This window comes from Achromobacter insuavis (assembly GCF_902859645.1).
Lineage (GTDB): Bacteria > Pseudomonadota > Gammaproteobacteria > Burkholderiales > Burkholderiaceae_B > Achromobacter > Achromobacter insuavis.
Map to the genome: position 1 here is coordinate 1 of NZ_CADIJR010000080.1, position 26314 is coordinate 26314.

General features: G+C 68.5%; 30 protein-coding genes. 14 read left to right on the forward strand and 16 right to left on the reverse strand.

The genetic code is table 11. From position 1 onward, the window contains the following. The 4 genes from H0523_RS26505 to H0523_RS26520 all read left to right on the forward strand — a co-directional run. The coding region (locus H0523_RS26505; protein WP_180180200.1) for a lytic murein transglycosylase at positions 1 to 1240 on the forward strand (1240 nt) is incomplete at its 5' end. Then, entirely contained in the window at positions 1237 to 1872 is a 636-nt protein-coding gene (locus tag H0523_RS26510; RefSeq protein WP_054430299.1) for a class I SAM-dependent methyltransferase, read from the forward strand. The genes H0523_RS26505 and H0523_RS26510, both read left to right, overlap by 4 nt. Positions 1873 to 2000: 128 nt before the next feature. Beyond that, on the forward strand, positions 2001 to 2558 hold the full coding sequence (locus tag H0523_RS26515) for a GNAT family N-acetyltransferase (protein WP_231690605.1): 558 nt from the start codon (positions 2001 to 2003) through the stop codon (positions 2556 to 2558). A gap of 9 nt (positions 2559 to 2567) precedes the next feature. Then, positions 2568 to 2765: an oxidoreductase-like domain-containing protein gene (locus tag H0523_RS26520; protein WP_054430297.1), complete on the forward strand. Its 198-nt coding sequence runs from the start codon at positions 2568 to 2570 to the stop codon at positions 2763 to 2765. 71 nt (positions 2766 to 2836) lie between these two features. Here H0523_RS26520 and H0523_RS26525 read toward each other — a convergent pair whose 3' ends face one another. The 12 genes from H0523_RS26525 to H0523_RS26580 form a co-directional block, all read right to left on the reverse strand. Beyond that, positions 2837 to 5227, reverse strand: coding sequence for a TonB-dependent receptor (locus tag H0523_RS26525; protein ID WP_054430295.1), 2391 nt, complete (start codon positions 5225 to 5227; stop codon positions 2837 to 2839). Between the two features lie 337 nt (positions 5228 to 5564). Beyond that, positions 5565 to 6092: a sigma-70 family RNA polymerase sigma factor gene (locus tag H0523_RS26530; protein ID WP_054430294.1), complete on the reverse strand. Its 528-nt coding sequence runs from the start codon at positions 6090 to 6092 to the stop codon at positions 5565 to 5567. Positions 6093 to 6258: 166 nt separating this feature from the next. Beyond that, entirely contained in the window at positions 6259 to 6561 is a 303-nt protein-coding gene (locus H0523_RS26535; RefSeq protein WP_054430292.1) for a type II toxin-antitoxin system RelE/ParE family toxin, read from the reverse strand. Next, complete coding sequence (locus H0523_RS26540) at positions 6558 to 6845, reverse strand: CopG family ribbon-helix-helix protein (RefSeq protein WP_054430290.1); 288 nt, start codon at positions 6843 to 6845, stop codon at positions 6558 to 6560. Before H0523_RS26540 ends, H0523_RS26535 begins: the two co-directional genes overlap by 4 nt. A 170-nt stretch (positions 6846 to 7015) precedes the next feature. Continuing rightward, positions 7016 to 7453: an acetyltransferase gene (locus H0523_RS26545; protein WP_006396127.1), complete on the reverse strand. Its 438-nt coding sequence runs from the start codon at positions 7451 to 7453 to the stop codon at positions 7016 to 7018. 14 nt (positions 7454 to 7467) lie between these two features. Further along, the gene (locus H0523_RS26550; protein ID WP_054430288.1) at positions 7468 to 9207 is read right to left on the reverse strand and encodes a M14 family metallopeptidase; all 1740 of its coding nucleotides are present in this window, start codon (positions 9205 to 9207) and stop codon (positions 7468 to 7470) included. Positions 9208 to 9212: 5 nt separating this feature from the next. Then, positions 9213 to 10079: an ABC transporter permease gene (locus H0523_RS26555; RefSeq protein ID WP_054430286.1), complete on the reverse strand. Its 867-nt coding sequence runs from the start codon at positions 10077 to 10079 to the stop codon at positions 9213 to 9215. 5 nt (positions 10080 to 10084) lie between these two features. Next, on the reverse strand, positions 10085 to 11008 hold the full coding sequence (locus H0523_RS26560) for an ABC transporter permease (RefSeq protein WP_006385014.1): 924 nt from the start codon (positions 11006 to 11008) through the stop codon (positions 10085 to 10087). A 182-nt stretch (positions 11009 to 11190) separates the two neighbouring features. Beyond that, entirely contained in the window at positions 11191 to 12723 is a 1533-nt protein-coding gene (locus tag H0523_RS26565) for an ABC transporter substrate-binding protein (protein ID WP_054430285.1), read from the reverse strand. A gap of 51 nt (positions 12724 to 12774) precedes the next feature. Continuing rightward, entirely contained in the window at positions 12775 to 14628 is a 1854-nt protein-coding gene (locus H0523_RS26570; RefSeq protein WP_054430283.1) for an ABC transporter ATP-binding protein, read from the reverse strand. A gap of 9 nt (positions 14629 to 14637) precedes the next feature. Beyond that, positions 14638 to 15150, reverse strand: a complete 513-nt coding sequence (locus tag H0523_RS26575; RefSeq protein WP_054430353.1) for a winged helix DNA-binding protein — start codon at positions 15148 to 15150, stop codon at positions 14638 to 14640. A gap of 155 nt (positions 15151 to 15305) precedes the next feature. Continuing rightward, positions 15306 to 15794 (reverse strand): Lrp/AsnC family transcriptional regulator, encoded by a 489-nt coding sequence (locus tag H0523_RS26580; RefSeq protein WP_197286771.1) that lies wholly within the window; start codon positions 15792 to 15794, stop codon positions 15306 to 15308. Between the two features lie 121 nt (positions 15795 to 15915). Between H0523_RS26580 and H0523_RS26585 the strand changes: the two genes are divergently transcribed. Beyond that, positions 15916 to 17394 (forward strand): aminotransferase class V-fold PLP-dependent enzyme, encoded by a 1479-nt coding sequence (locus H0523_RS26585; protein WP_054430279.1) that lies wholly within the window; start codon positions 15916 to 15918, stop codon positions 17392 to 17394. Between the two features lie 55 nt (positions 17395 to 17449). On the opposite strand, the gene H0523_RS26590 is transcribed toward H0523_RS26585, so the two are convergent. Both H0523_RS26590 and H0523_RS26595 read right to left on the reverse strand, forming a co-directional pair. Next, entirely contained in the window at positions 17450 to 17815 is a 366-nt protein-coding gene (locus H0523_RS26590) for a hypothetical protein (RefSeq protein ID WP_054430352.1), read from the reverse strand. A 72-nt stretch (positions 17816 to 17887) separates the two neighbouring features. Beyond that, on the reverse strand, positions 17888 to 19087 hold the full coding sequence (locus tag H0523_RS26595; RefSeq protein ID WP_054430277.1) for a GGDEF domain-containing protein: 1200 nt from the start codon (positions 19085 to 19087) through the stop codon (positions 17888 to 17890). A 371-nt stretch (positions 19088 to 19458) separates the two neighbouring features. Between H0523_RS26595 and fmdA the strand changes: the two genes are divergently transcribed. Further along, a complete protein-coding gene (fmdA, locus tag H0523_RS26600; protein WP_054430275.1) occupies positions 19459 to 20688 on the forward strand; it encodes a formamidase in 1230 nt (409 codons plus the stop codon). A gap of 22 nt (positions 20689 to 20710) precedes the next feature. After that, a complete protein-coding gene (locus H0523_RS26605; protein ID WP_054430271.1) occupies positions 20711 to 21043 on the forward strand; it encodes a zinc ribbon domain-containing protein in 333 nt (110 codons plus the stop codon). Between the two features lie 43 nt (positions 21044 to 21086). Here the strand turns inward: H0523_RS26605 and H0523_RS26610 are convergent, their stop codons facing one another. Then, positions 21087 to 21833 carry an ABC transporter substrate-binding protein gene (locus H0523_RS26610; RefSeq protein ID WP_054430269.1) on the reverse strand — a complete coding sequence of 249 codons (747 nt, stop codon included), beginning with the start codon at positions 21831 to 21833 and terminating at the stop codon, positions 21087 to 21089. A 152-nt stretch (positions 21834 to 21985) separates the two neighbouring features. Beyond that, the gene (locus H0523_RS26615) at positions 21986 to 22405 is read right to left on the reverse strand and encodes a copper resistance protein NlpE (protein ID WP_054430267.1); all 420 of its coding nucleotides are present in this window, start codon (positions 22403 to 22405) and stop codon (positions 21986 to 21988) included. A gap of 253 nt (positions 22406 to 22658) precedes the next feature. On the opposite strand from H0523_RS26615, the gene H0523_RS26620 reads away from it, so the two are divergent. The 7 genes from H0523_RS26620 (at position 22659) to H0523_RS26650 (ending at position 26231) form a co-directional block, all read left to right on the forward strand. Continuing rightward, the gene (locus tag H0523_RS26620; protein WP_054430265.1) at positions 22659 to 23054 is read left to right on the forward strand and encodes a GFA family protein; all 396 of its coding nucleotides are present in this window, start codon (positions 22659 to 22661) and stop codon (positions 23052 to 23054) included. Positions 23055 to 23144: 90 nt separating this feature from the next. Next, a complete protein-coding gene (locus H0523_RS26625) occupies positions 23145 to 23618 on the forward strand; it encodes an OsmC family protein (protein ID WP_054430263.1) in 474 nt (157 codons plus the stop codon). Positions 23619 to 23643: 25 nt separating this feature from the next. Next, positions 23644 to 24291 (forward strand): glutathione S-transferase family protein, encoded by a 648-nt coding sequence (locus H0523_RS26630; protein WP_054430261.1) that lies wholly within the window; start codon positions 23644 to 23646, stop codon positions 24289 to 24291. 76 nt (positions 24292 to 24367) lie between these two features. Further along, entirely contained in the window at positions 24368 to 24934 is a 567-nt protein-coding gene (locus H0523_RS26635) for a GNAT family N-acetyltransferase (RefSeq protein WP_054430351.1), read from the forward strand. 22 nt (positions 24935 to 24956) lie between these two features. Then, positions 24957 to 25508 carry a cysteine hydrolase family protein gene (locus H0523_RS26640; protein WP_054430259.1) on the forward strand — a complete coding sequence of 184 codons (552 nt, stop codon included), beginning with the start codon at positions 24957 to 24959 and terminating at the stop codon, positions 25506 to 25508. A 5-nt stretch (positions 25509 to 25513) separates the two neighbouring features. Beyond that, positions 25514 to 25750, forward strand: coding sequence for a DUF3820 family protein (locus H0523_RS26645; RefSeq protein WP_054430257.1), 237 nt, complete (start codon positions 25514 to 25516; stop codon positions 25748 to 25750). 148 nt (positions 25751 to 25898) lie between these two features. After that, entirely contained in the window at positions 25899 to 26231 is a 333-nt protein-coding gene (locus H0523_RS26650; RefSeq protein WP_054430255.1) for a hypothetical protein, read from the forward strand. The last annotated feature ends 83 nt before the right edge of the window (positions 26232 to 26314 follow it).

Consider the following 26314-nt stretch of genomic DNA (forward strand, 5'->3'; position numbering starts at 1 on the left):
TCCCGCGCCCGCCGCGGCGCCGGCCCAGGCGCCCGCCGCGACCGCGGCCCCCGCCGCGCCCACCGTCATCATCCCGACCGAGCTCGACACCAAGGCGTGTATCGCCAAGCTGCGCAAGGGCGCCACCGCCAACGGCCTGACCCTGGCCGACTGGGACAAATACACCGCCAAGGCCAAGCTGCTGCCCACCACCGTGGCGTCGGCCCAGGGCCAGCCTGAGGGCCGCGAAAGCTGGTGGGACTACATCGCCAAGACCGTCGACGACGAGCGCGTGGCCGATGGCCGCGCGGTGCTGGCCAAGTACGGCAAGCAGCTGGGCGACATCAGCCAGCAATACCAGGTCGACCCGGCCACGCTGGTCGCCATCTTCGGCATCGAGACCAACTACGGCCGCCAGGTCGGCAAGACCGACGTGCTCAATGCCTGGCTGACCCGCGCCTGCACCGAGAACAAGACGCTCTGGGAAAAGAATGCCTACGCCTCCGTGCGCCTGCTGCGCGACGGCGTGGTGCCGGCCGACAACTTCGTCGGCTCCTGGAGCGGCGCCTTCGGCATGACGCAGTTCATCCCCACCTCGTTCTACGAGCTGGCGGCCGACGGCGATGGCGACGGCAAGATCGATCTGTACAACTCGCTGCCCGACGCCCTGGCCTCGACCGCCAACCACCTGCGCAAGCGCCGCGCCAAATGGACCCATGGCCTGCCCGCGGTGGTGGAAGTGCGCGTGCCGGCCGACGTGGCCGCCGCCATTCCGCCCGCGCCCGACGCCGAATACGTCGGCTCGCAGGACCGCCGCACCATCGCGCAGTGGGCCCAGGCGGGCCTGAAGCAGGGTGACGGTTCCGCGCTCAAGCTGGCCAGCGGCAACGATCAGCAGGCCTACCTGTTCGCGCCCACCGGCGCCAAGGGCCCGGTGTTCCTGGCCACCGTCAATTTCGACGCGATCCTGCACTACAACCAGTCGCGCCGCTACGGGTTGGCGGTGTCGCTGCTGCTGAACCGCCTGCAGGGCGGCCCGGCGCTGGCCACGGCCTGGCCGACGGACGACCCCGGCCTGTCGCGCGCGCAGATCAAGGAAGTGCAGGAGATGCTCAACGCCCGCGGCTATGACGTCGGCACCGCCGACGGCATTCCCGGCGCCAAGACCCGCGACGCGGTGCGCGCCGAACAGGAAAAGCGCAACCTGCCGCAGGACGGCCGCGTCGGCAAGCGCATCTACGACGCGCTCAAGGCCAAATGAGCGCCGCCGATCCCGCGCAAGCCATTGGCGTTGACGGGGTGGTGGTCTCGGGCACCCAGGGCTACGGCGAGAACGCCGCGGCCCTGGCCGCGCAGTACGAGAGCATCGCCTTCGCCGACGTCCATCGCGACGTGGCGCACCTGATCCCGTCCACGCCGTCGCGCATCGCCGACATCGGCGCTGGTTCGGGCCGCGACGCCGCCGCGCTGGCCCGCATGGGCCACCAGGTGGTGGCGGCCGAGCCCACGCCCGAGCTGCGGCGCGAGGGCCAGCGGCGCCACGCGCTGCCCAACCTGGAATGGGTCGACGATGCGCTGCCGGACCTGGACGGCCTGCGGGGACGCGCGTTCGACGTCATCATGCTGACCGCCGTGTGGATGCATCTGGACGCGGACGAGCGCGCCCGTGGCATGGCGGCGCTGGCGGCCCTGCTGGCGCCCGGCGGCCAGATCCTGATGTCGCTGCGCCACGGCCCGGTGCCGTCGGGCCGGCGCATGTTCGACGTCTCGGCCGACGAGACCATCGCGCTGGCGGCCGGCCATGGCCTGTCGGCGCATCACTGCGTCACGCGCGAAGACATGCTGGACCGCGCCGACGTGCACTGGAGCTTCCTGGGCCTGCGGCGCGGCTAGGGTGATGATGCCCCGATGGCGGGGGGCGGGCGGATACCGTCAGGTGTCCACGCTGCGGAAGGTGGATAGTGACGGGCCTCACCGCTCGGTATGATGCAAGGCACCCCTTTCGCTGGCTGCCGCCCGCCATGATGCCGTCCGCCCTGTTGCCCGAATCCTTCGTCACCCAGCGCCTGCGCGCCGAGCGGATGTTGCCGACCCACCTGCCTTTCATCATTGGCATGCACGCCGATGCCGACCTGATGGCGACCATGGGCGGCACCCGCGACGCCGCCGCCAGCCGCCGCTACGTCGAGCACAACATGCTGCACTGGGCCGAGCATGGCTACGGCATGTACGTGCTGACCGAGCGCGACAGCGGCGCGCTGGCGGGCCGCGCCGGGCTCAAGCTGGCGCTGGCGGGAAAGATCGAACGGGTCGAGGTGGCCTATGCCTTTCCGCCCGCCTGTTGGGGCCGCGGCTATGCCTCCGAGATCACCCGCGCGCTGCTGACGCTGGGCTTCGAGCGCCTGCCGGTGGACGTCTTGAGCGCCGTGGCGGTGCAGCACAATGCCGCGTCGATGCGGGTGATGGAAAAGTGCGGCATGCGCTGGATCGAGACCACCGGCGAAGGCGAGGCGCGCAAGCTGCGCTACGAAATCCGGCGCCAGCAATGGCGCGCGCTGGCGGACGCCGATCAGCGCTAACATGCGGGGATGAGTTCCCCGACTGCCCCGAACACCCCGTCGCCCGTCGACGACGATCCGCCGCCCATACCGCCCGAGGCCCCCGCGCCCGAGGAATGCTGCAACAGCGGCTGTATCCCCTGCGTCTACGACACCTACAACGAAGCCATGGACGAATACCGCGCCGCGCTCAAGGCCTGGCGCGCGCGGCATGGCGAGGCGGGGTAGCGGGCGGGGCTGCCGCGGCGGTTCGCGCCGCCGCGGGAACGGGATGCGCGGGCAACCGGCCGCCCCGACTGTCAGAAATCCACGCTGACCGCCAACTTGACGGTGCGCGGCGTGCCGACCGAGGTGGAGCCATACCAGGCGCCTGACCAGTAGCGCTTGTCCAGCGCGTTCTCCACGCTCGCGCGGAAAACCACGTTGTGGGCGGCGAGGCGGGTGGCATAGCGGGCGGCCAGATCGAGCCGTGTCCAGGCGGGCAGTTTCTGCGTGTTGGCGCTGTCCGCGTATTGCTGGCCGGTGTAAATGGCGGCCGCTCGCAGGGTCAGGCCTGGCAGTGACGGCATGTCCCATTCCGCGCCCAGGTTGAACAGCCAGCTCGGAACGCCGATGGCCGTCTTGCCATCCAGCAGGCCGGTGCTGCTCTTGGTGTTGATGGCCTTGAGGTAAGTCGCGCCGCCCAGCAGGCGCAGCCCTTTCGCCGCCTCGCCGGCAATGCTCCATTCGATGCCGCGGTTGCGTTGTTCGCCGTCGGGGGCGTATCGGTTGCTGTCGCCGTTCTTGATGAGACTGGGGCGCGTGATCTGGAAGACGGCAAGGGTATTGAGCAGCGCGCCGGCATCCCATTTGGCGCCCACCTCCATCTGTTTGCTCTGGTACGGCGGGAACACCTCGCCAAAATTGGCGGCGGTGACGTCGGTGACCCGGTCTCCCTGCGACAGGCCTTCGATGTAGTTGGCATAGACGGAGACCGGCGCGGCCCATGGCTTGATGACCACGCCCATGGCGGGCGTCAGGGCGTGTTCGTCGTAGCGGGTGGTCACGGCGCCCGAGGGCGCATAGTTCTTTGTCCGCACGCGCTGTTGCCGCACCCCCAGCGTCAACAGGTATTCATCCTGCAGGAACGAAAGCGTGTCGGCCAGGGCGATGCTGCTCAGGGTGCTGTCGGACGACTTGGGCAGTGCGGCGGGTCCCACGGTCAGCGTTGGTTGGGCGGGCGCATAGATGTTCGAGGCCCACATTGTCACCGGCCCCTGGACCGCGCCACCCGTCTGTCGAATGGCGTTGCCGCTCAGGGTGATCTCGTGTCCGACCGGCCCGGTGCGCAGACGCCCGCGAATGCCGCCATCGGCCGCATTGGCATTGGAGAAGCTCCTCGTGTTCTTGGCCATGCCGATGTAGGCGCCCGAGGGTTGCGCGTTTCTGCCCAGGGCGTTGTTCATGTAGCCGGAACTGCCTTGACGCTTGGTGCCGACCGAGGCGAACCCCATCCATTGATCGTTGAAGTCGAACTCGGCCGAGGCGATGAGCGCCTTGCTGTGTTCCGAGGCTCGCGCGCCGGGCAGGGGGTTGAGGTTGGGATCCGGGGCGTCGGGAATCTGGCTGCCGGCAAATGTGGTGAAGAGCGGCATGCCGCCGCGCGTCCTGCCATCGATGCTGTAGGCGTCCAGCGCGACGCGCAGGCGTTCGCCGCGATAGTCGAACGCCAGCGAGCCCAATTCCTTGTTCTTCGATTGGCCATCCAGGGGGGTGCGGCCATCGGACTTGACGGCATTGACGCGAATGCCGAACGCGTCGTCGCGTCCGAAGCGCCGCCCCATGTCCAGGTGCGCGCCCAGCTCCGAATCCGAGGAAAATTTGGCCGTCAGGCGTGTCAGCGGCGTGTCGCCGGCCCGTTTGGGCACCAGGTTGATGACCCCGCCAACGGAACCGCCGGGCGTCATGCCATACAGCAGCGCGCCCGGGCCCTTGAGCACCTCGATGCGTTCAAGGAGTTCCGTTGCCACCTGGAAGCCCGGCGTCAGGCCGAACAGGCCATTCCAGGCGAAGTCCGTGCTGGGCATGTAGAACCCGCGCACGTTGAAGAACTCCGTCGGCCCCGCTTCGGGGAACGTCTGCCGCACCGACGCATCCGCGTGCAGCACTTGCGCCACCGTCTCGGCTTGCCAGTCCTCGATCATGCGCGATGTGTAGCTGGTGGTGCTGAACGGCGTTTCCATCACGTCCTTGTTGCCCAGCAGGCCGACGCGGCCTCCACGGGCCACCAGGTCGCCCGCATAAGGGGCGGGCAGCGCACGAGCCCGGGATTCAGGGGCGCCCGTCACGCGCACCGCGGGCAGCGTGCCGATGGCCGCGTCGTCCGCAGGCAGCGCCTGGCGTAGCGCATAACTGCCATCCGCCTGCCGCACGGCGGCCAGCCCTTGTCCCCGCAGCAGCTCGGCGAAACCCTGTTCGACCGTCATGGTCGCGGACAGGCCCGCGGCACGCTTGTGCTGTGTCAATGCCCCTGGCGCCGAGAGCAGCACGCCGGCCTCTTGCGCGAAATGGGTCAAGGCGGTGTTGAGCGGTCCGGCGGGAATGTCGTAGCGCCGCGCCGGGGCGGTGGCCGGCTGCGCCTGCGCGGTCGGCGTCCAGCTTGCCGTGGCGAGCGTCATGCCCGCGACGGCCAGGTTCAGCGCCAGCGCCACTGAGCGCAGCGCGTGAGGTGGGCAGTGGGGGCGCGGCGTTCGCGGGGGCATGGGTTGGGGCGGAATGCGGGGGAAGGCGGAACGGTGCATCAATCGGTCTTTCCAAAGGTTCTTCGAGCGGCGAGACGATCGGCGGCGGGCGCAGCGGGTGGCGGGCGTGTCCGGCCGATGCCGTGCCGCCAGCGCGGAGTCGACGCCCGTCCAGCCGTAGTCTCTTGCTGTCTAAATCGAATGGGAGACGCAAAAGGGGAACCCGTCCTTGTCCTACAAATGGGGCAAGGCCGACTTGCGTGGTCACCCACTGGCGATGGTCACTGGCGCTGCGGGAGAGAGGCTTTCAGCCGGCTAGTCCAGCCTCGAGCAACGCGCATTGCAGCATGGCCTGGGCGATGTATTTCTTGACCATGCGTTCCGAGACGTCCAGCCCGGCCGCGATATCGCGGTAAGGCGCGCCGTCCACCTGCGCCATGATGAACGCCGTCGCCGCCTTCCGGGACAGCCGGCCGAGCATGGCGCCGATTGCCAGCAGCGTCTCGATGATGATGGCTTGATGCTCGGGCGAGGGCGCCATGGGTTCGGGCTGCGCAGCCAGCGTTTGCCGCCACGCCTGTTCGATCTCGCGACGGCGCCAGAGGTCCACGCACAGGCCGCCGGCGGCGGTGCGCAGGTAGGCGCGCGCCTGGCAGACGTTGCTGAAGTCACGGCTCACCGGCTTGGCCAACAGCCGGACGAACGTGTCGTGGGCCAGGTCCGCCGCGTCGGCGGCGTTGCCCAGGCGGTGGTGCAGCCAGCGCTGCAGCCAGCCGTGATGGTCGCAATAGAGCGTTTCCAGCGAAGGAGGGGATGAGTAGGCCAGGACGCTCATGCAGAAATCACCGTGCCGCGGGTGACCGTAGGATCACGGTTTGTCCACCCTTGAAGAATGATTTTTATTATCGGGTTGGCGCAGTCCTTCCAGGCCCAATGACGGCCTGAAGTAGTCTTGTTTTGATGCCGGATGGCAGGCGTTTATTCCGCCGCTCGACGAGACTTCAGCGACTCTCAGATGATGGATCCGGCGTTGGCCACTGCCGGGCCGCATGCAGCACACGCAGCATGCGCACGAGATCGTTCGTCACGTCGTAGATCAATAGATAGTTCGGGTGCGCCACCAGCTCCCGGGTGCCCGCGACACGGCCGGGACGACCCAGGCCGGGATGATCGATCAGGCGTCCCGCCTTCTCTTCAAGAAGTTCATCAAGCATCAGCGCCGCAACGGGGTTGTCGGCCTCGATGAAATCGTAGATCGCTTCCCGGTCCTGGATCGCTTCGGGCGTCCAGCGCAGCGCCCTCACTTGGGTGTTTCAAGCCGGCGACGGGTCGCGGCGCGACGGGCTGCGAATTTGGTTTCGACCTCGGCGGCCGGCACCAGGCGGCCGGCGTTGGCGGAATCCAGGCCCGCTTGCACCTGGCGGCGGAACCAGGCGTCATGCTGGGCCGCTTCCTGTTGTTGCTGGACGTACTCCCGCATGAAGTCGCGCAGAAGCTGCGCGCCGGTGCGGTCTCGGGCCTTGGCGGCCATGGCGAACTCGTTTTTCAAGGCTTCATCCACCCGAAAGGTAAAGGTAGCGTCGCTCATGGTGCGGTTCTCATGTGTTACACGATAAGTGCAGCGTAACATGCCCGTCCCATGGCGCTTGCTGGGATCATTCGCCACGCCAGCGAGGAAAGCAACAGGGGACGCGGTCAATTGGGTGATATATCGAGCACGCACATCGGACCGGTGCCCGTGCCGGCGGCGCGACCGCCTCAGCCCGCCAGCTTCATATGGATGATCGGCCGCGGCCGCCCCGCGGCGTCGGTTTCCGAGCGGCCCACGTCCACGAAGCCGTAGTGCTTGTAGAAGCCATGGGCCTGCGGGTTCTGTTCGTTGACGTCGACCCGCAGGCTGCCGTGCAGCGACAGCGCGAAATTCAGCAGGCGGCGTCCGGCGCCCTTGCCGCGCTTGTTGGCATCCACGAACAGCATCTCAACCTTGTTGTCGTTCAGGCCCATGAAGCCGGCGACCTCGCCGGCATCGTCCTCACAGACCCAGACGCGCACCGACGGCAGGTAGGTGTTGAGCACCTGCGGGTACATGGCCTGGATTTCCTTTTCGGTCAGGAACGTATGGGTGGCGCGCACCGACCGGAGCCAGATATCCACCAGGGCGAGGTCGTCGCCGTGGTTGCGTTCTCGGATGTTCATGTCAGGAAGGGGCGTCAGTGTCCGGCGCGGTGGATGTCGGTCGCCGCCAGGACGGTTTCCATTTGCACAGTATGCGCGAAAACGAAGCGGTCCCCGTACACGGTTTCATCCGGAAACTCGGAGATCAGCGCCATCGGCAGCTCTTCGCGGTCGGTTTCCGTGACCTGCACGGGGATGCCGTTCAGCACATCGAATCCGGTTTCGAGCGCGTGCGCGTGGAATAGTTCAAGCTGGCGCGCGTTGAATTCGACCAGGCCGGGCACGTTGCGGGCCAGCCGCGCCGTCACGCCCTCGATCAGGCGGCGGGCGCGCTCGCTCCAGCCCGGATGGTGGCGCAGCACCAGGAAGAAGCCCTTGGGGATGGTCCACAGCTCGAAATTGCGCGGCAGGTAGCCCGACAGGGGGCGGGTCCACTCGTGGGCCGGGTAGCCGTGCAGATTGATGTGCAGCTGCGCGCCGCTGATGGCGTGCGCCTGGTGGCGGCCCTCGCGTTCGAAGAACGGCGCGTGTTCGCGGTAGGCGATGTCATCGCCCAGCGCGCTGTAGCGCGAGGCGTGCAGCATGTGGCGCGGATGCTGTTCGCGCAGGCGGTTGAAAAGCGCGTAGCCGTCCGGGTTCTCGGAGGCGATCAGCGCGAAGTGGGCGTCGCCGCGCGCCTTCAGTGCCTGCGCCGCGCGCAGCGCGCCGACCACGCCGGAGGTTTCGTTGGCGTGCTGCGCGCCCGAGATGAAGACCGCCGGGCCGGTGCCGCGCAGGTAGGTGCCCAGCACCGGGCGGCCCTGGCGCGAGACGGCCTGGAAGGCGTCGCCGCCCAGCGCGGCCATGCAGCCGGCGATCTGCGCGGCCGCCAGCGGCTGGCGCAATTCGGCCAGCGGCGCGTCGAGCGCCGCGGGCGTCACGGGCGCCGGCGGCGCGAAGGGCTCCAGCGTCACCAGCACTCGCGCCGCGCCGTCGTGGCGGCGGACGTCCGGAATGATCTGGCCGGGTTGCAGGCCGCGGTCGCCGGAGGGGCGGCCGGAGTGATGCTGGAAGTGTTCCAGCAGCGTGAAGTACAGGTCCTCGTGCAGCGCCTCGAAGGTGCTGACGATTTCCTCGTCGACCGGCAGCGCGAAGTCCATGCCGGGCAGGTCGACGCGGATTTCCAGGCGGTCGAAGTACGGTTCGTGCGCGCCCCAGGGATGGTTGCGCACCGTGTCGACGATGCTGCGGAAGGCCTGCTGGTATTCGGTGGCCTGGGCCGCGTCGGTCTGCACGGCGCCGTTGGCGTCGCGCACGCGCAGCCAGCCGGTGGGCGACAGCTCGGGCGTGCCGTCCTGCGCCTGGCCGAGCTGGTTGGGGGCGAACACGCGCGTCTCGCGGCGGCTGCCGTCGGCGTAGGCCAGGGCCACGTCGTAGTGCAGGTCGGACGCGCCCGGCTTCATCGTCACGCGCACGCCCGGCAGCAGCGCCACCAGGGGATAGGCCTCGAGCGTGAAGCGCTTGGCCTGGGCGTGCTCATGCAGCGGGTAGCGCAGCTCGACCGCCGTCAGGCCATCGCGCTCGACCTCTTCCAGGAAGTAGTGCAGCAGCGGCTTGTAGGCGCTGCGAAAACGCGCCGTCACGCCGGCCTGCGCCAGCCGCGCCTCGGCCTCGCGGCGCGCGTCGACGCCCTCGAACAGCCAGCCTTCCACCGCCGCGCCGCGCCAGGCGGGGGCCTTGTAGGCGTGGATCCAGGCGTCCAGGGTGCGGTCGAATGTCTTTTCCAGCAGTGCCATGATCTTCAGATTTTTCCAGTCGGGTCCAGACGGTCGCGCAGCCAGTCGCCCAGCAGGTTCAGGCCCAGCACGGTCAACATGATCGCCAGGCCGGGGAACACGCTCACCCACCACGCCGTCTGCATGTAGGTGCGGCCATCGGCCAGCATACCGCCCCAGCTCGGGATCATGGGATCCACGCCCAGGCCCAGGAAGGTCAGGCTGCTTTCCAGCAGGATGTTGTTGGCGACGTTCAGCGTCATCAGGATCACCAGCGGGCCCAGCAGGTTGGGCACGATGTGATGGCGGATCATGGCCAGGTCGCGCACGCCGAAGGCGCGCGCCGCCAGCACGAACTCGCGTTCGCGCAGCGCCAGCACCTGGGCCCGCACCAGGCGCGCATACTGCACCCATTGCGAGATGATCATGAAGAAGATCACGTTGAACAGGCCGCCGCCGAGGATGGCGATGAAGGTGATGGCCACCAGGATGAACGGCAGCGCCAGCTGCACGTCGGCGAAGCGCATCACGATCATGTCCCAGAAGCCGCGGTAGTAGCCGGCGATCAGGCCCATGATGATGCCGAGCAGGGCGCCGCCCAGCACGGACGCGAAGCCGACCAGCAGCGAGATCTTGCCGCCGACGATGACGCGCGCCAGCACGTCGCGGCCCAGCGGGTCGGTGCCGAACAGGTGGGCCGCGCTGTTGAAGGGCGCCATCAGGCGGGCGGTCAGGTCCATGGACTCGCCGCCATCGGGGAACAGCCAGCCCGAGGCCAGCACCAGGACGATCATGACGCCGGTCAGCACGGCGCCCAGCACGAATTCCAGCGAGCGGTAGCGGCTGCGCGGCTTGACGGCCTTGGGAGCGGCGGGGGAAGTAGTGGTCTGCATGGGGCTCACCGCGTGCGGATACGGGGATCGACGATGCCGTAGGCGATGTCGACGATCAGGTTGACCAGGACGATGACGGCGGCCAGCACGGTGACCGTGCCTTGCAGCACCGGGTAGTCGCGGCCGGAGATGGCGTCGAACGCCAGCGTGCCCAGGCCGGGCCAGTTGAACACCATCTCGATGACGACGATGCCGCCGATCAGGCCGCCGAACTGCAGTCCCAGGTAGGTAATGAGCGGAATGGCGCAGTTGCGCAGCGCGTGCTTGTACAGCACGATGCGCTCCTTCAGGCCCTTGCTGCGCGCCACCATGATGTACTGGGCCGACAGCGTTTCCAGCATGGTGGTGCGCACCAGGCGGATGTTGGTGGCCGACAGGATGATCGCCATGGTCAGCGACGGCAGCACCAGGCTGGCCGGACCGCTCCAGCCCGACGGCGGCAGCAGCGGGAAGGTGATCGACAGCAGCAGCACCAGCATCAGCGCCAGCCAGAAGTTGGGGAACGACAGCCCCACCAGCGACAGGATGCGGATCGCCTGGTCGGTGGGCTTGCCGCGCTTGATGGCGGCCTGGATGCCCAGCGGCAGCGAAATCAGGATCGAGGCGATCAGCGAGGTGAACGCCAGCATCAGCGTGGCCGGCAGCGCGTCGCCGATCAGCTTGGCGACCGAGGTGCCGCCCATGAAGCTGCGGCCGAAGTCGCCGTGCAGCAGGCCCTGCATGTAGCTCAGGTATTGCTCGTGGAACGGCCGGTTCAGGCCCAGCGCCTGGCGGATGTTGGCCAGGTCCTGCTCGGTGACGCTGCCCGAGCCCTGGCTGAGCATCAGCGCGGGGTCGCCGGTCAGGCGCACGGCATAGGAGACGAGCAGCGTCACGGCCACGATCACGAAGACCGCCTGCAACACGCGTTTAATCAGAAATCCGGTCATGAGGCTCCGCCAGGGCTTTCGCCCCGGCGAATCAGTAGGGTTAATGCGTCAAATGCTTCAAAAACATCGCGACACCCAATCAGGCATCGCCCCCCCCCTGGCGGGATGCCGCGGATCCGGCTCCGCCGGTCCGCAGGCATGCCCCCTTGAGGGGGAAGCGCGCAGCGCTTCGGGGGTGGGCTCTACTCCACCGTCGTTTCCAGGAAACGGAAGCGGATGTCGCCCGGCACTTCCAGGCCCTTCACGCGCTTGTTCACGCCGACGATGGTGTTCAGGCTGTACAGCGGCAGTTCCAGCGCCTGGTCGGCCACGTAGCCGGCGATCTCCTGCAGCATGGCTTCGCGCTTCTTCACGTCATAGACGGTGCGCTGCGCTTCCAGCATGGCGTTCAGCTTGGGATCGTTGTCGTACGGATTCCACTTCTGGCCCGAGTGGTACATCAGGTAGGCCGTGTTGTCGTAGTCGTAGGTCCAGCCGCCCCACTGGTTCTGCCACATCTCGCCGGTCTTGCCGCCGGGGATGATGTCGTTGAGCAGCACGCCGGTCTCATACGGCTTGATGGTGGCGCGCACGCCCACCGCCTGCAGATAGCCCGACACCGCCTGGGCCACTTCGCGGAAGTTCGAATCGCTGCCGCGCACGTCGATCTGCACCGTCGCGCCCGGCTTGATGCCGGCGCCGGCCAGCAGCTTCTTGGCTTCGGCGGGGTTGAAGGGCAGCGGCTTTTGCTCGGGGTTGTAGCCGAACGACTGCGGGCCCTGGAAGCTGGCGATGGTCTTGGCCTGGCCCAGCAGCAGCTGCTTGACGATGGTGTCGCGGTCCACCGCCATGATCAGCGCGCGGCGCACGTCGCGGTTCTGGGTGATGCCGTTCTTGGTGTTGTAGCGCAGCGCGAAGGCGACCGGACCGCCGGTCGAGATGACGTCGGCGTTGCCGGACTTCTTGACCGTCTCGATCAGGCCCAGCGGGATCAGCGTGGCGATGTCGACGCGGCCAGCCTGCAGTTCGGCGACCTGGGTGCCGGGTTCGCTGATGAAGCGGTAGACCACCTTGTCCAGCTTGGGCTTGCCGCCCCAGTAGTCGTCATTGCGCGCCAGGGTCACGTTGACCTTGGGCTGGTAGCTCTCGAACTTGAACGGGCCGGTGCCGACCGGATGGGTGTTGAAGTTCTCCTCGCCCTTTTCCTGGATGTACTTGGGCGGCACGATCATGGCGCCGTAGCCGGCCAGCTTGGTCAGCAGCACGGGGTCGGGCTGCTTGAGGATGAAGTCGACGGTGTACTCGTCCACCACCTTGACCTCGCCGATCGAGTCGTAGTTCGACTTCTGCGGGCCCTTGGCGCCTTCCGCGCCCAGCAGGCGCTCGAAGGTGAACTTGACGGCCTCGGCGTTGAACGGCTCGCCGTTGTGGAACTTGACGCCCTGGCGCAGCGTGAAGCGCAGGCGCTTGTTGTCGTCCAGGTATTCCCACTTGGTGGCCAGGCCCGGCTGCAGCTTCAGGTCGGCGCCGCGCATGGTCAGCCCGTCGTACAGGTTGCTGCCGACCGAACCCCAGAAGGTCACGAAGGTGTCGATCGGATCCCAGCTGCCCGGATCCTGGTTGATGGCGACGTTGAGCGTGCCGGCCGCGTGCGCGGTCGACAGGACCGCGGGCAGCGCGCCGCCCAGCGCCAGGGCCAGGGCGGTGGCGGTGAAGGTTTTGCGTAGGGAGAGCATGTTCAACTCCAGGGACGGGAAATCGGCCGGGCCGACGTGGAAAAGTGGGGGTCAGGCGGCGCGGGCCACGCGGTGGCCGGGCGCGAATTCAACCAGGGGAATGATCGCCGGCTCGTCGCCCACGCGCCGCACCGGGCTGGGGATCTCGCCCTCGATCAGCGAGGTGTCGATGTGGCGGCCGGGCTCGGCCACCGGCACGGCGGCCAGCAGCTTGCGGGTGTAGGCGTGTTGCGGCGATTCGAAGATCTGGCGGCGCGTGCCCAGCTCGACGATCTGGCCCAGGTACAGCACCGCCACGCGGTGGCTGACCTTCTCCACCACCGCCATGTCGTGGGTGATGAACAGGTACGACAGGCCGCGGTCCTTCTGCAGGTCCATCAGCAGGTTCAGGATCTGCGCCTGGATCGACACGTCCAGCGCCGACACCGATTCGTCGGCGATGATCAGCTTGGGGTCGCTGGCCAGGGCGCGCGCGATACAGACGCGCTGGCGCTGGCCGCCCGAGAACTCGTGCGGATAGCGGCGCGCGTGCTCGGGCTTCAGGCCCACCTGTTCCAGCAGCTCGCCGACGCGGCGCGCGATGGCGGCTTCGTCGCTCAGCAGGCGGTGGGTGCGGATCGGCTCGGCGATGCTGAAGGCCACGGTCTTGCGCGGGTCCAGCGAGGCGTAAGGATCCTGGAAGATGTACTGGATCTCCTGGCGCAGGCGCTGGCGGCCGGCGGCGTCCATCGAGAAGATGTCCTGGCCGTTGTAGCGCACCGCGCCCGAGGTCGGCGCCACCAGCTGCTGCAGGGTCTTGCCGATGGTCGACTTGCCGCTGCCCGATTCGCCCACCAGCGCCAGCGTTTCGCCGGGGTAGACGTCGAAGCTCACTTCCTCGACCGCGTGCACGCGGTGGGTGACGCGGCCGAACAGGTTGTGGCCGACGTCAAAGCGCGTGGTCAGCTTCTCGACGCGCAGCACCGGCTCGTCGTAGCGCGCCGTGTCCTGCTCGCGGGTCTCGCCCACTTCGCGCAGCGTGTCGCCTTCCAGCACCGTCTGCGGCGTGCGCAGCGGCAGGTCGCGGCCGGTCAGGCTGCCCAGGCGCGGCACGGCGGCCAGCAGGGCGCGGGTATAGGGATGCCTGGGCGCGCGGAAGATCTCTTCCACCGGGCCCTGCTCGACCTTCTTGCCGCGCAGCATCACCACCACGTCGTCGGCCATCTCGGCCACCACGCCCATGTCGTGGGTGATGAAGATCACGGCCGTGCCCAGGTCGCGCTGCAGTTCGCGGATGGTGTTCAGGATCTGCGCCTGGATCGTCACGTCCAGCGCGGTGGTCGGTTCGTCGGCGATCAACAGGCGCGGCTGGCACGACAGCGCCATCGCGATCATCACGCGCTGGCGCATGCCGCCCGACAACTGGTGCGGGTAGCGGTCCAGCAGCTGTTCGGCGTCCGGCAGGCGCACCTTCTCCAGCAGCGCGCGCGCCGCCTTGCGGGCGGCCGAGCGCGACAGCTGCTGGTGCAGCATGATGGCCTCGATGATCTGGTCGCCGATGGTGAACACCGGGTTCAGCGAGGTCATCGGCTCCTGGAAGATCATGGCGATGTCGTTGCCGCGGATCGCGCGCATCCGCTCGTCGGACGCGGCGGTCAGGTCGACCTCGCGGTCGTCGCTGTCGCGCAGCAGGATCTTGCCGGTGGCGATGCGGCCGTTGTTGTAGTCCGTCAGCCGCATGATGGCCATGGACGTCACCGACTTGCCCGAGCCGGACTCGCCGACGATGGCCAGCGTCTTGCCCGGCCGCACGTCGAAGTCCAGGTTCTCGACGGCGCGGAACACGCCGTTTTCGGTATTGAAGTCCACCGAGACGCCGCGCACGGAGAGTAGCGGCTGGGCGGAAGGGGCGGGAATGCTAGACAACGTGGATTCTCACAGCGAGGTGGCGGCGCGGGCGGCCTGGTCGTACAGGCCCGACAGGGCGCGCAGGGTATTGGCCAGCTGGTGGCTGGCATCGTCCGCGGCGGGGGAGTCGATGAAGGGTTTCACCAGGCATTGCTCGCGCACTTCGGCGTAGCGCTGGATCGCGGCCGCGCCGGCGTCGGTGGTGGTGTAGACCACTTCCTTGCCGGTCTTGGCGCTTTGCACCACGCCCAGCCGCTCCAGCTTCTTGAGCGAATAGTTCACCAGGTGGGTGTCTTCGACATTGAGCGTGAAGCAGATGTCCGCCAGTTTCTTGCCGCGTCCGCGATGGAACACGTGGTTCAGCACCAGGATGTCCAGCGAGGTCAGTTCGGGCAGCCCGGCACAGGCCATGCAGCGGACCATCCAGCGATTGAAGGCGTGCGAGGCGATGATCAGGCCGAACTCCACCTCGGACAGCTCCGGGGCGGACGAGGCGAGATGGGAGGAGGAAACAATGGCGTCCCGGACGGAAACAGACATGGGCGGCAGTTGGGGACGGATCGACAATAAAACGTTGGCGAATTATTGACGATTTGTGGATATGCAGGCATCCGGGATAACCCGTGGATATAAGCCGCCCTGGTTGTCATCACTGCAAGTCATTCAAGCCGCGGCGATCCCCGCGCTGGCCATGGCTATGTCGTGCCCGCGGACTCGTGCAGCAGCCCGAGGTCGGGCGGCCGGTTCTCGATGATGGCTTCCATGCTGAAAAAGCCCGTCACGGTGGACAGCTCGAAATCGGTGATCAGCTTCTGATAGAAGCGGTCGTACCCCGCGATGCCGCGGCAGACCACCTGGATCAGGTAGTCCCAGTCGCCGCCGATGCGATAGAACCCGGTCACCTCGGGCAGGCGTTCCACATGCTTGCGGAAGCCGTCGGCCCATTCCTTGGCGTGATGGCTGGTGCGGATCATCACGAACACCGTCAGGTCCAGTCCCAGCGCGACCAGATTCACCTCGGCGCGGGTGCCGCGGATGATGCCGCAGGCGTTCAGCCGCTGCAGCCGGCGCCAGCAGGCGTTCTGCGACAAACCGACCCGATCGGCCAGCTCGCGCTGCGACAGCGAGCCCTCGCGTTGCAGGCAGGAAATGATATTCAGATCAAACTTGTCAATTTTTTCCATGGTGTCGTTCAAATGATCTGTTTTTGACGATTTTAAGGAAAATTTAGGTGAAGTTTAAAAATTCCTTCCATCGTATGATATTTCGCTGACTTTCCACCCGCCGCATTCCCGTATCCACACCATGTCTACCCAAGCGACCCCGGCCACCACAGGGCCGTTGCGCCAGTTCCAGCAATCCCTGCAATCCCCCGATATCGTCGCCAGCCTGGCCGATGGCCTGATCGGCAAGGACGCCGTCATCGAAGGCCCCTTCGGTCTCAAGCCGCTGGTCTACGCCGACTACGTGGCCTCGGGCCGCGCGCTCATGCAGGTCGAGCGCTTCGTCCTTGAGCACGTGCTGCCGTACTACGCCAATTCGCACACCGAGGCCTCGTTCTGCGGCGGCTTCATCACGCGCCTGCGGCGCGAGGCGCGCGCCGTGGTCGGCCGCTGCTGCGGCGCGGGCGACGAGCATGCCGTGATCTTCTCCGGCTCGGGCGCCACCATGGGCATCAACCGCCTGGTGCACCTGTTCGGCGTGCCGGCCGCGCTGGCGGCAGGCCGCAAGGTGCGGGTCGTCATCGGCCCCTACGAGCATCATTCGAACATCCTGCCCTGGCGCGAATGCGGCGCCGACATCGTCGCGCTGGCCGAAAGCCCGCGGGGCGGCCCGGACCTGGCCGAGCTGGACGCGGCGCTGCGCGCGCCCGACGACACGCTGGTCATCTGCGCGCTGTCGGCCGCCTCCAACGTCACCGGCATCGTCGCCGACGTCGAAGCCATCACCCGTCGCGTCAAGCGCGCCGGCGCCAGGATGGTCTGGGACTATGCCGGCGGCGCGCCGTACCTGGACATGCGCATGACCCCGGCGGCCGACGCGGCCATCGACGCCATCGTGTTCTCGCCGCACAAGTTCATCGGCGGCCCCGGCGCGTCCGGCATCCTGATCGTGCGCCGCGACGCGGTGGCCGTGGCGACGCCCACCTTCCCGGGCGGCGGTACCGTCAAGTTCGTTTCGCCCGGCGGCCATGACTACAGCGCCAGCCTGGAGGCGCGCGAAGAGGCCGGCACGCCCAACGTGGTCGGCGACATCCGCGCCGCGCTGGTGCTGCTGGTCAAGGAAGCGCTGGGCGCCGACCTCATGGCGCGGCGCAACGCCGCCTTCGTGCAGCGCGCGCTGGCCCGCTGGCAGGACGATCCCCGCCTGGAACTGCTGGGTTCATTGAGCGCCCCGCGCCTGCCGATCTTCTCCTTCCGCGTGCGCAACGGCCAGGGCGGCCATGTCCACCAGCAACTGGTCACGCGCATGCTGAGCGATCGCTTCGGCATCCAGGCGCGCGGCGGCTGCGCCTGCGCCGGCCCGTACGTGCACCACCTGCTGGAGATCGACGAGGCCGAGTCGGCGCGCATGCGCCAGGCCATTCTCGATGGCCGCGAGATCGAAAAGCCGGGCTTCATCCGCCTGAACTTCAGCGTGCTGCTGTCCGACGCCAAGGCCGACTTCATCCTCGATTCGGTGCTGGCATTGGCCGCCGATGCGACCGAGTTCGAAGACCGCTACGACTTCGATCCCGGCCGCGCCATCTTCTTCCCGCGGCCCGCCCCGGCGGTGGTCGCCTGAGGCGGCGGACCGCCATGCCGCGCGGGGGCGCCGCCCTCGCCGCGTGGCGGCCGCGCTATTGCTTCATGTAGGGGCCGCAGGTGTCGATCCAGGCGCTCTTGCGCGCGGCCAGGTCGTCCGGCTGGCTCTGCATCGCGCTCACGGTCTTCTCGGGAAACTTGCCGCCGTCGCGCGCGCATTGCTCGTAGTCGTCGACCAGCGCGAACTCCATGTCCAGCAGGTCCAGCCGGCCCTGGCACAGCGGCGCGTTCAGCTCCTGCCAGTTGGCGGTCTCGCGTCCCTTCTGCACTTTCACCGCCTCCTGGTAGCGGGCGACGCTGGCGTCGAACCGCGCTACGCATTCCTCGGCCGCATGAGCGGCGCCCAGCGGCAGGGCACAGGCGAGCAGGAGCAGGGCGGACAGAGGGCGGGTCGGGATCATGGACAGGGGCTTCCGGCGCGGCGGGGCCGCGAAATGCGATGGGCGCATCATAACTGCCGGGCCTCGCGGGCCTCAGGCGGAGGCCTGCGCCGCCAGGGGCAGGGCCATTGCCTCGCCCGCCCACTCCACCCGGTTGCGTCCGGACATCTTGCCCCGGTACAGCGCCGCGTCGGCCTGATGCATGATGTCGTCCAGCACCTGCGTGCTGGCAAAGCGCTGTGACACGCCGATGGTGGCCGTGCAGCGGATGGGGCCATGCGGGCGGCCGCCCGGTACCTGGCTGTGGGCAATCGCCGCGCGCAGACGCTCGGCCAGGTGCAGGGCGCCGTCCCGGTCGCTGTTGAGCGCCACCACCACGAACTCCTCGCCGCCCAGCCGGCACACCAGGTCGCCCTGGCGCACCGTGTCCTGCAGCACCCGCGCCACCCGGCTCAGGACCTGGTCGCCGGTCTGGTGGCCGTAGGTGTCGTTGATCTGCTTGAAGCGGTCGATGTCCACGATCAGCAGGTGCGAAGGCGCGGCGTGGCGGACTCGGAAGTGCGCCTCCAGTCCGTCCATCAGGCCGCGCCGGTTCAGCAGGCCGGTGAGCGGATCGCGCGTGGCCATGGTGCGCAGTTCATCCGTCAGGCGCCGCAGGATCAGCCAGACCACGGCCGGCGGCAGCACCGTGCCCAGGAATGACATATAGATGTAGAACACCGTCTGGAACTGGCCCTGCATGTCCAGGGCCGGCATGCCGCCCTTCAGGATCAGCATGAACTTCGCCGCGTTCAGGCCGCAGATGCCGCCCACCAGGATGGCGAAGACGATCATCTCCAGGCGCAGGTCGCGCGCGAAGGTGCGCGCGCCGTACAGCAGCCCTAGCGTCATCGCCAGGAACAGCAGGGCGCACGAGGCCGCCAGCAGCGCATGGCGCGCCTCCGTGCCCCACGCCGCCTGCACCAGCACTTGCAGCGCGGTGTAGAAAATGGCCAGCGCCAGCATGGGGTACAGCACGGGGATGGGGCGGTTGAAAAACCGTAGCGCCCCGAACACATACGCGACCGGGGCGCACAGGGTCAGGGTGTGGTTGAGGAAATTCATCGCGCCCCAGCCCGGCTCGGCGCCCAGCAATTGCAGGATGTAGGCCACGCCCAGCAGCAGGTGGCCGGCGGCGAACACGTCCGTGCCCATCTTCCTGCCGCCCAGCCGGGTGCTGATCAGCAGGAACATGGCGCAGAAGCAGAACAGGTGCACGCAGAGCATGCCGAGGATGACGACAGAGGCAACCATGGAGGGGCGTGCGTGGAGAGGCGGCAGGAACCGCGATCGCAGGGGGGGGCGGCTGGGGTGCGCGCGTTGGCATCCCAAACCGCCGCGTTAAGCCGCTTTGGCGCCAGATGGGCGCTTTTAGGTCGATGAATGGTAAGCGCAGGTTTCAGGTTGCGTCAAGATTGAGCGTATCGCCTCGCGCGGCGGCGCGGGCAGGCGGCGTGAAGGCGACCGCCATGCTGCATGGAAAACCAGTATGGCAATCGCTCCGAACGCGTCTACCATCGTTCACACGTCAAGGAATCGAAGATCCGATCCTCCCACGGGCAATCGGACGCGCCCTCCGGCTGAAGTTCTGTTTTATCAACACGTTACGTTGGAGATGAAAGAGAATGACCGACACCCTCATCCAGGTCGACCTGACCCAGTCCCCCTACGAGAACAAGCAGATCCACAACCGCTGGCATCCGGACATCCCGATGGCCGTCTGGGTCAAGCCCGGCGACGATTTCATCCTGGAAACCTACGACTGGACCGGCGGCGCCATCAAGAACGATGACAGCGCCGACGACGTGCGCGATGTCGACCTGTCGACCGTGCACTTCCTGTCCGGCCCGGTCGGCGTCGAAGGCGCGGAGCCCGGCGACCTGCTGGTGGTGGACCTGCTGGACATCGGCGCCAAGCCCGACAGCCTGTGGGGCTTCAACGGCTTCTTCAGCCGCAACAACGGCGGCGGCTTTCTCACCGACCATTTCCCCCATGCGCAGAAATCCATCTGGGATTTCCACGGCATGTTCACCTCGTCGCGGCACATTCCGGGCGTCAACTTCGCCGGCCTGATCCATCCCGGCCTGATCGGCTGCCTGCCCGACAGGAAGCTGCTGGACACCTGGAACCAGCGCGAGCAGGCGCTGATCGACACCAACCCGAACCGCGTGCCGCCGCTGGCCAATCCGCCAGCCCCCAAGACCGCGCACATGGGTGCGCTGCAGGGCGCCGACCGCGACCGCGCGGCGGGCGAGGGCGCGCGCACCGTGCCGCCGCGCGAGCACGGCGGCAACTGCGACATCAAGGATCTGTCGCGCGGGGCGCGGGTGTTCTTCCCGGTCTACGTCAAGGGCGGCGGCCTGTCGGTGGGCGACCTGCACTTCTCGCAGGGCGACGGCGAGATCACCTTCTGCGGCGCCATCGAGATGGCCGGCTGGGTGCACATGCGCGTCACGCTGATCAAGGGCGGCATGGACAAGTACGCCATCCGCAACCCGATCTTCAAGCCCAGCCCGATCACGCCGGCCTACAAGGACTTCCTGATCTTCGAGGGCATCTCGGTGGACGAGGGCGGCAAGCAGCACTACCTGGACGTGAACGTGGCCTATCGGCAGGCTTGCCTCAACGCCATCGAGTACCTGAAGAAATTCGGCTACTCGGGGGCGCAGGCCTATTCGCTCCTGGGCTGTGCGCCGGTGCAGGGGCATATCAGCGGGGTGGTGGATATTCCCAACTCCTGCGCCACGCTGTGGCTGCCGACCGAGATCTTCGATTTCGACATCCAGCCGTCGGCGTCGGGGCCGGTCAAGCACATCAAGGGCGGCGTCGACATGCCCTTGTCGCGCGACCGTTGAGGCCGGGACCAGGGAGACCGACATGCCCATGTATGACTACGCCTGCGCCGGCTGCGGCGAGTTCGCGGCGCTGCGGCCGCTGGCGCAATGGCGCGATCCGGCCGACTGCCCGCAATGTGGGGCCGCCTCGCACCGCATCGTCGGCGGCGCGCCCGCGATCTCGGCGCTGTCGTCGGCCGTCAACCGCGCCCATGCCGCCAACGAACGCAGCGCCAATGAACCGCGCAGCTCGCGTGCCGGACACGGCATGAACTGCGGTTGTTGTTCGGGCGGACGCACGTCCGGCAAGACCCGCACCACGGCCGACGGCGCCAAGTCCTTCGCCGGTTCGCGGCCCTGGATGATCAGCCACTGACGCCGGCGACGAGCCATCGAGCGAGGCTGCCGCCTCGCTTTTTTTATTGCGGCGCGGCTTCCAGCGGCGCCACGGCGGCGCCCTGGATCTTGTGGCGCGCCAATGCCTCGGCGACGAAACCGCTTTTCTTCATGGCTTCGACGAAAGCGGCCAGGTAGGCGCTGGCCTTGGCGCCGCGGCTCTTGGGCACGCCCATGGCCTGGCGGATCAGCATGAAGTGGCCGTCCAGCAGGCGCAGGCCGCCCAGGCGCTGGGCGTCGGCCTGCAGCTGCTGTTTGACGCCGGCGGCCACCTCCATGTTTTCCTGCACGAAGGTGTCGACCACCGCGGGCGAGGTGGGCGCGCGGAACAACTCGGCGTGCTTGATCTCACGCGTCAGGTACAGGTCGTAGGCGCTGCCCTTGCCGACCACCACGCGCTGGCCGGCGCGGTCCACTTCTTCCATGCGGGTGATGGGCGAATCGTCGCGCACCAGATAGGCGCCCTCGATCACCACGTACGGCGCGGTGAAGGCGATCTGCTCGCCGCGCAGCGGGTCGATCGCGAAAAAGCCCACGTCGGCCTGCTCGGCGGCGACCGCGTTGACCGATTCGCCGGCGGACTTGAACACCACCAGTTCCAGCTTCACATCCAGCCGGCGCGCCAGCTCGGTGGCCAGGTCGACCGACACGCCGCCGGGCGCGCCGGTGCCGGGATGGCTGTTGGCCAGGATCGGGTTGCCCAGGTTGATGGAGGCGCGCAGCGTGCCCGTCGGGGCAAACGCGTCGAGCAGTTCGTGATCGGTCTTCATGGATCTTCCTTCCTCGGGGGGCGCCGCCGGTGTCGCGGCGGCGCGGCATGTGCAGCCCAGAGAATAGCCGGAAGCGGGGCGCTTGCGTGCTGTCCGCGGCGCCGACGGCTGGGCGCGAGGCCCGCCGCCGGCGCGCGGCCGGTGACGCCGCGCTATTGCGCGCGGCGCAGCACGTAGTGCGGCGCCAGCGGACCGGTGGGGCGGGTGCCGTCGCGGTACAGCATGATCACCTGGTTCTCGGCGACGAAGTAGCGCTGGCTGTCGCCGGAGGCGTCCAGCCGGATGGTGCTGCCGTCCGATTCCCAGTTGAAGGTGCCGGCCACCGCTTCGGGTTGCGGCTGGCGGTCCAGGTACTGGGTGGTGCGCTCGTAGCGGCCATCCTTCATCAGCGTCAGGCGGGTGCGGATGCCGGGGCAGTCGGCGCAGGGCAAGGTGCCTTCGTAGCTGCCGGGCCAGTCCAGCGAGTCGCGCGCCGTGTGGTTGTCCACGGGTACGGCGGCCGTGTGTCGGGAAGGGGCGCAGCCGGCAAGCAGGGCGACTGTCAGGGTGCAGGTCAAGGTGGTTTTCATCATGGCGAGCTCCTGTGTAGCGGTGCGCCCACGATACGGACGCATGCCCATCCTTGCTGAAACGGGATGTAAAGGCAAGGCGTCGCGCGCTCGCGTGGGGCCGTTGCCACGGCGGCGCCGCGACGGCGCCTGGCGGCCGCGCCTGTCCGCCGCCGCCCGTCATCCTGGCCGTATCGGCGCGGCGCGGTGCGCCGGCCCGCGTTACGCTCATCGGCAGGCCCGCGGCATCGTGCCGCGGGCGCGAAGGAGCGTCATCATGCAAGGAAGCTGTCTGTGCGGCGCCGTGGCCTACGAGGCGGACCGCCTGGCCGGGCCCATCGTCCATTGCCATTGCGTCACCTGCCGCAAGGCGCATGCGGCCGCGTTCGCCTCGACCGCGCGGGTGGCGCGCGAGGATTTCCGCTGGACCCGCGGCGCGGACGCGCTGGGCGCTTATGAATCGTCGCCCGGCAAGATCCGCCATTTCTGCACCCGCTGCGGCGCGCACCTGATGGCGCACTGGGTGGCGCAGCCGCAGGTGATCCTGCGCGTGGCGACGCTGGACGACGATCCCGGCGCGCGGCCGCTCGCGCACATCCACACCGCCCACGACGTGCCGTGGCTCGATCATGGGCCGGGCGTTCCGGCCTATCCGGACACCGTGCCGGGATAGCGCGCGTCGCCGTCCCATTCCCGACGCGTGGCGCATGCGCTACGCTAGCGATCTTTGCGCGCCGGCGTGGCGCGCCGCGAGGAAGCCGCAATGAAAGGCGAACACCATTACGACGTCGGCGTGACCTGGACCGGCAATACCGGCAAGGGCACCGCCAGCTACACCGCATATGCCCGCGACCACGTGATCCAGTCGCCGGGCAAGCCCGATATCGCCGGCTCGGCCGATCCCGCGTTCCGCGGCGACCCGGCGCGCTGGAATCCCGAGGACCTGCTGGTGGCCTCGCTATCGGCCTGCCACAAGCTCTGGTACCTGCACCTGTGCGCGGTCGAGAACATCATCGTCACGGCCTACCGCGACGACGCCCACGGCGTCATGCGCGAAGACCCCGAGCGCGGCGGCGCCTTCGCCTCGGTCACGCTGCGGCCCGAGGTCTCCATCGCCGCGGGCGGCGATGCCGGCCTGGCCGAAGCGCTGCACGCTCGCGCCCATCATTTCTGCTATATCGCCAATTCGGTGAATTTCCCGGTGCTGTGCGAGCCGCGCATCGTCGTGGCCGGCTGACGCCGTCATTTGAAAAGGGTTTGCAATGCTGACGATCTGGGGCCGGCGCAGTTCCTTCAACGTGCAGAAGGTCTTGTGGCTGGCGGGCGAACTGGGCCTGACCTATGAACACGTGCTGGCCGGCGGCCAGCACGGCCTGCTCGATACGCCCGAGTTCCTGCGGATGAATCCGCATGGCCGGGTGCCGCTGCTGCGCGAGGGCGACACGGTGGTGTGGGAGTCCCACGCGATCCTGCGCTATCTGGCCGCGCGCCATGGCGCCGAGGCTTTCTGGCCGGCCGATCCGGCGCGGCGCGCGCGCGCCGACGGCTGGATGGACTGGGCCCAGACGGCGCTGCAGCCGGCGTTCCTGGTGGGCGTGTTCTGGGGCTACTACCGCACCCCCGAGCCGCAGCGCGACCTGGCCGCCATCGACCGCGCCCTGGCGAACACGCACGCCTGCCTGCGCCAGCTGGACGCCGTGCTGGCCACGCAACCCTATCTGGGCGGCGAGGCGCTGACGCTGGCCGACATTCCCGCGGCCACCGCGCTGTACCGCTATTACGAGCTGGACATCGCCCACGCGCCGCTGCCGAACGTGCGCGCCTGGTACGAGCGGCTGCAACAACGCCCCGCCTATCGCGAACACGTCATGGTGCCGTTCGGCGAACTGAAGGGGCGCCTGGACTTCTGAGCGGCGCGAGCCTGTTAAGCTGTGGACGGCCGGGGCAAGCATGCGCCGGCGCTTCCTTTTCAACGCCTTTCGCATCATGTCCCTTCCTCTCGCCGACTGGTCCCGGCAGGCTCCCGACCTGGGCATCGCCGGCCTGCGCCTGCGCCCCCTGCGCGACGCCGATGCCGCCGCCTGGCACGCCTATCTCAACGACGACAACGTGACCCGCCACACCAGCTGGCAACTGGACGGCGCGGACGCGCTGGCCGGGCTGATCCGGGGCTACGAGGATCCGGTCGCCACGCGCGCGATGCGCCTGGCGATCGTCGAGGCCGATGACCGCCTGATCGGCACCATCGGCCTGAACGAGATCACGCCGGGCGCGCGCCGCGCCGAGATCGCCTACGACCTGGCGCCATCGCATTGGCGCCGCGGCATTGCCTCGCAGGCGTGCGAGGCGGTCACCGGCTGGGCCTTGCAGACGCTGGGCCTGGCTCGCGCGGTGCTCGATACCAATGTCGCGTCGGCCGGCGTGCTGGAGCGCTGCCGCTTCCAGCGCGAGGGGCTGCTGCACCATTACCGCCAGGTGCGCGGCGAGCCGCGCCACTTCTGGATGTACGCCCGCATCTGGCCGCCGGCGACGCAAGGCGCCGAATGCGGCTAGTCCGCCACTGAACGAGGAAACCATGAAGTCCGCCCTGATCGTGATCGACGTGCAACGCGCCCTGTTCGAGACCACGCCCGAACCCGCCGACGCCGGCGCCGTGCTGGCGCGCATCAACGACTTGGCCGAGCGCGCCCGCGCCGCGGCCGTGCCCGTCATCTACGTGCAGCATGAGGCGCCCGGCAGCCCGCTGGCGCATGGCGAGCCGGGCTGGCAGCTGGATACGCGGCTGCGGCCGGCCGAGGGCGATGCCCGCGTCTACAAGACCACGCCGGACTCGTTCCTGCGCACCGGCCTGGCGGACGCGCTGTCGCGGGCCGGGGCCACGCACCTGGTGGTGTGCGGCTACGCCAGCGAGTTCTGCGTCGACACCACCGTGCGCCGCGCCGCGGCGCTGGGCTATCCGGTGACGCTGGCGGCCGACGCCCACACCACCCAGGACAAGGCGCACGCGCCCGGCGCGCAGATCCGCGCGCACCATAACGCCACGCTGTCGTCGATCTCCAGCTTCGGCGTGAAGATCGCCGCCGTGCCCGCCGCCGACATCGCGTTCGGCGCCGCGCCGGCAAGGTAGGGCGCATGGATCCCGAACTGCTGCAGCTGCTGGTGACGCGCGCCATGCCTTTCGGCAAGTACCAGGGGCGGCTGATCGCCGACCTGCCGGGCCCGTACCTGGCCTGGTTCGCGCGCAAGGGCTTTCCGCCGGGCGAGCTGGGGCGTTTGCTGGCGCTGATGCACGAGCTGGACCACAACGGCCTCGCTTCCTTACTGGCGCCTTTACGAAAGCCGCCCGGCAAGCCGCCGGCGCCGCGCTGAGGCGGCCGCGGGAAACCGCAAGAAACAAATCTCATCGCCCGCGTAGCGTCTTGGCACCTTCCGCGGCCGCGCCCGCGGCTACGATAGACCGGCGCGCCACCGTGCCGAGTATCGGGCCCGGGCGCGCGCTCAACGAAGAGAGGTCGACATGAAGAAACTCCCGATCACCGCCGTCCTGCTGGCCCTGGCCTGCCTGGGCGGCGCGGCGCAGGCGCAGAGCGCGGCGCCGGTCACGCAGGAATACCAGTATCCCAGCCAGCGTTCCAAGGACGGCAGCCTGTCGCCGCCTTCCACCTTGCGCATGACCGTGACGCCCGATCCCAACGCCGCGCCGCCGGTCGTGATCCGCGATTCGCCCGAGAGCCAGGCCGAGTACGTGCGTTGCCGCGAAGTCTCGGACCGCGCCGCGGTGTCCAATGCCCAGATGCAGGCCGGCGTCGCCCAGTGCCTGCGCGAACTGGAACAGCGCCGCCAGCAGTAGCGCGGCACGCGCGCGCCGCGGAGATTGGCGCGGCCCGGTGGCGGGCCGTGCCGTCCGCGGCGGCGGACCTCAGGCGGCCCCGG

What these genes read in the sequence shown, in the direction of transcription:
- H0523_RS26510 (WP_054430299.1), top strand. Translation starts at nt 1,237, where the DNA reads ATGAGCGCCGCCGATCCCGCGCAAGCCATTGGCGTTGACGGGGTGGTG.
- H0523_RS26515 (WP_231690605.1), top strand. Translation starts at nt 2,001, where the DNA reads ATGATGCCGTCCGCCCTGTTGCCCGAATCCTTCGTCACCCAGCGCCTG.
- H0523_RS26520 (WP_054430297.1), top strand. Translation starts at nt 2,568, where the DNA reads ATGAGTTCCCCGACTGCCCCGAACACCCCGTCGCCCGTCGACGACGAT.
- H0523_RS26530 (WP_054430294.1), bottom strand. Translation starts at nt 6,092, where the DNA reads ATGAGCGTCCTGGCCTACTCATCCCCTCCTTCGCTGGAAACGCTCTAT.
- H0523_RS26540 (WP_054430290.1), bottom strand. Translation starts at nt 6,845, where the DNA reads ATGAGCGACGCTACCTTTACCTTTCGGGTGGATGAAGCCTTGAAAAAC.
- H0523_RS26545 (WP_006396127.1), bottom strand. Translation starts at nt 7,453, where the DNA reads ATGAACATCCGAGAACGCAACCACGGCGACGACCTCGCCCTGGTGGAT.
- H0523_RS26550 (WP_054430288.1), bottom strand. Translation starts at nt 9,207, where the DNA reads ATGGCACTGCTGGAAAAGACATTCGACCGCACCCTGGACGCCTGGATC.
- H0523_RS26555 (WP_054430286.1), bottom strand. Translation starts at nt 10,079, where the DNA reads ATGCAGACCACTACTTCCCCCGCCGCTCCCAAGGCCGTCAAGCCGCGC.
- H0523_RS26560 (WP_006385014.1), bottom strand. Translation starts at nt 11,008, where the DNA reads ATGACCGGATTTCTGATTAAACGCGTGTTGCAGGCGGTCTTCGTGATC.
- H0523_RS26565 (WP_054430285.1), bottom strand. Translation starts at nt 12,723, where the DNA reads ATGCTCTCCCTACGCAAAACCTTCACCGCCACCGCCCTGGCCCTGGCG.
- H0523_RS26575 (WP_054430353.1), bottom strand. Translation starts at nt 15,150, where the DNA reads ATGTCTGTTTCCGTCCGGGACGCCATTGTTTCCTCCTCCCATCTCGCC.
- H0523_RS26580 (WP_197286771.1), bottom strand. Translation starts at nt 15,794, where the DNA reads ATGGAAAAAATTGACAAGTTTGATCTGAATATCATTTCCTGCCTGCAA.
- H0523_RS26585 (WP_054430279.1), top strand. Translation starts at nt 15,916, where the DNA reads ATGTCTACCCAAGCGACCCCGGCCACCACAGGGCCGTTGCGCCAGTTC.
- H0523_RS26590 (WP_054430352.1), bottom strand. Translation starts at nt 17,815, where the DNA reads ATGATCCCGACCCGCCCTCTGTCCGCCCTGCTCCTGCTCGCCTGTGCC.
- H0523_RS26595 (WP_054430277.1), bottom strand. Translation starts at nt 19,087, where the DNA reads ATGGTTGCCTCTGTCGTCATCCTCGGCATGCTCTGCGTGCACCTGTTC.
- fmdA (WP_054430275.1), top strand. Translation starts at nt 19,459, where the DNA reads ATGACCGACACCCTCATCCAGGTCGACCTGACCCAGTCCCCCTACGAG.
- H0523_RS26605 (WP_054430271.1), top strand. Translation starts at nt 20,711, where the DNA reads ATGCCCATGTATGACTACGCCTGCGCCGGCTGCGGCGAGTTCGCGGCG.
- H0523_RS26610 (WP_054430269.1), bottom strand. Translation starts at nt 21,833, where the DNA reads ATGAAGACCGATCACGAACTGCTCGACGCGTTTGCCCCGACGGGCACG.
- H0523_RS26615 (WP_054430267.1), bottom strand. Translation starts at nt 22,405, where the DNA reads ATGATGAAAACCACCTTGACCTGCACCCTGACAGTCGCCCTGCTTGCC.
- H0523_RS26620 (WP_054430265.1), top strand. Translation starts at nt 22,659, where the DNA reads ATGCAAGGAAGCTGTCTGTGCGGCGCCGTGGCCTACGAGGCGGACCGC.
- H0523_RS26625 (WP_054430263.1), top strand. Translation starts at nt 23,145, where the DNA reads ATGAAAGGCGAACACCATTACGACGTCGGCGTGACCTGGACCGGCAAT.
- H0523_RS26630 (WP_054430261.1), top strand. Translation starts at nt 23,644, where the DNA reads ATGCTGACGATCTGGGGCCGGCGCAGTTCCTTCAACGTGCAGAAGGTC.
- H0523_RS26635 (WP_054430351.1), top strand. Translation starts at nt 24,368, where the DNA reads ATGTCCCTTCCTCTCGCCGACTGGTCCCGGCAGGCTCCCGACCTGGGC.
- H0523_RS26640 (WP_054430259.1), top strand. Translation starts at nt 24,957, where the DNA reads ATGAAGTCCGCCCTGATCGTGATCGACGTGCAACGCGCCCTGTTCGAG.
- H0523_RS26645 (WP_054430257.1), top strand. Translation starts at nt 25,514, where the DNA reads ATGGATCCCGAACTGCTGCAGCTGCTGGTGACGCGCGCCATGCCTTTC.
- H0523_RS26650 (WP_054430255.1), top strand. Translation starts at nt 25,899, where the DNA reads ATGAAGAAACTCCCGATCACCGCCGTCCTGCTGGCCCTGGCCTGCCTG.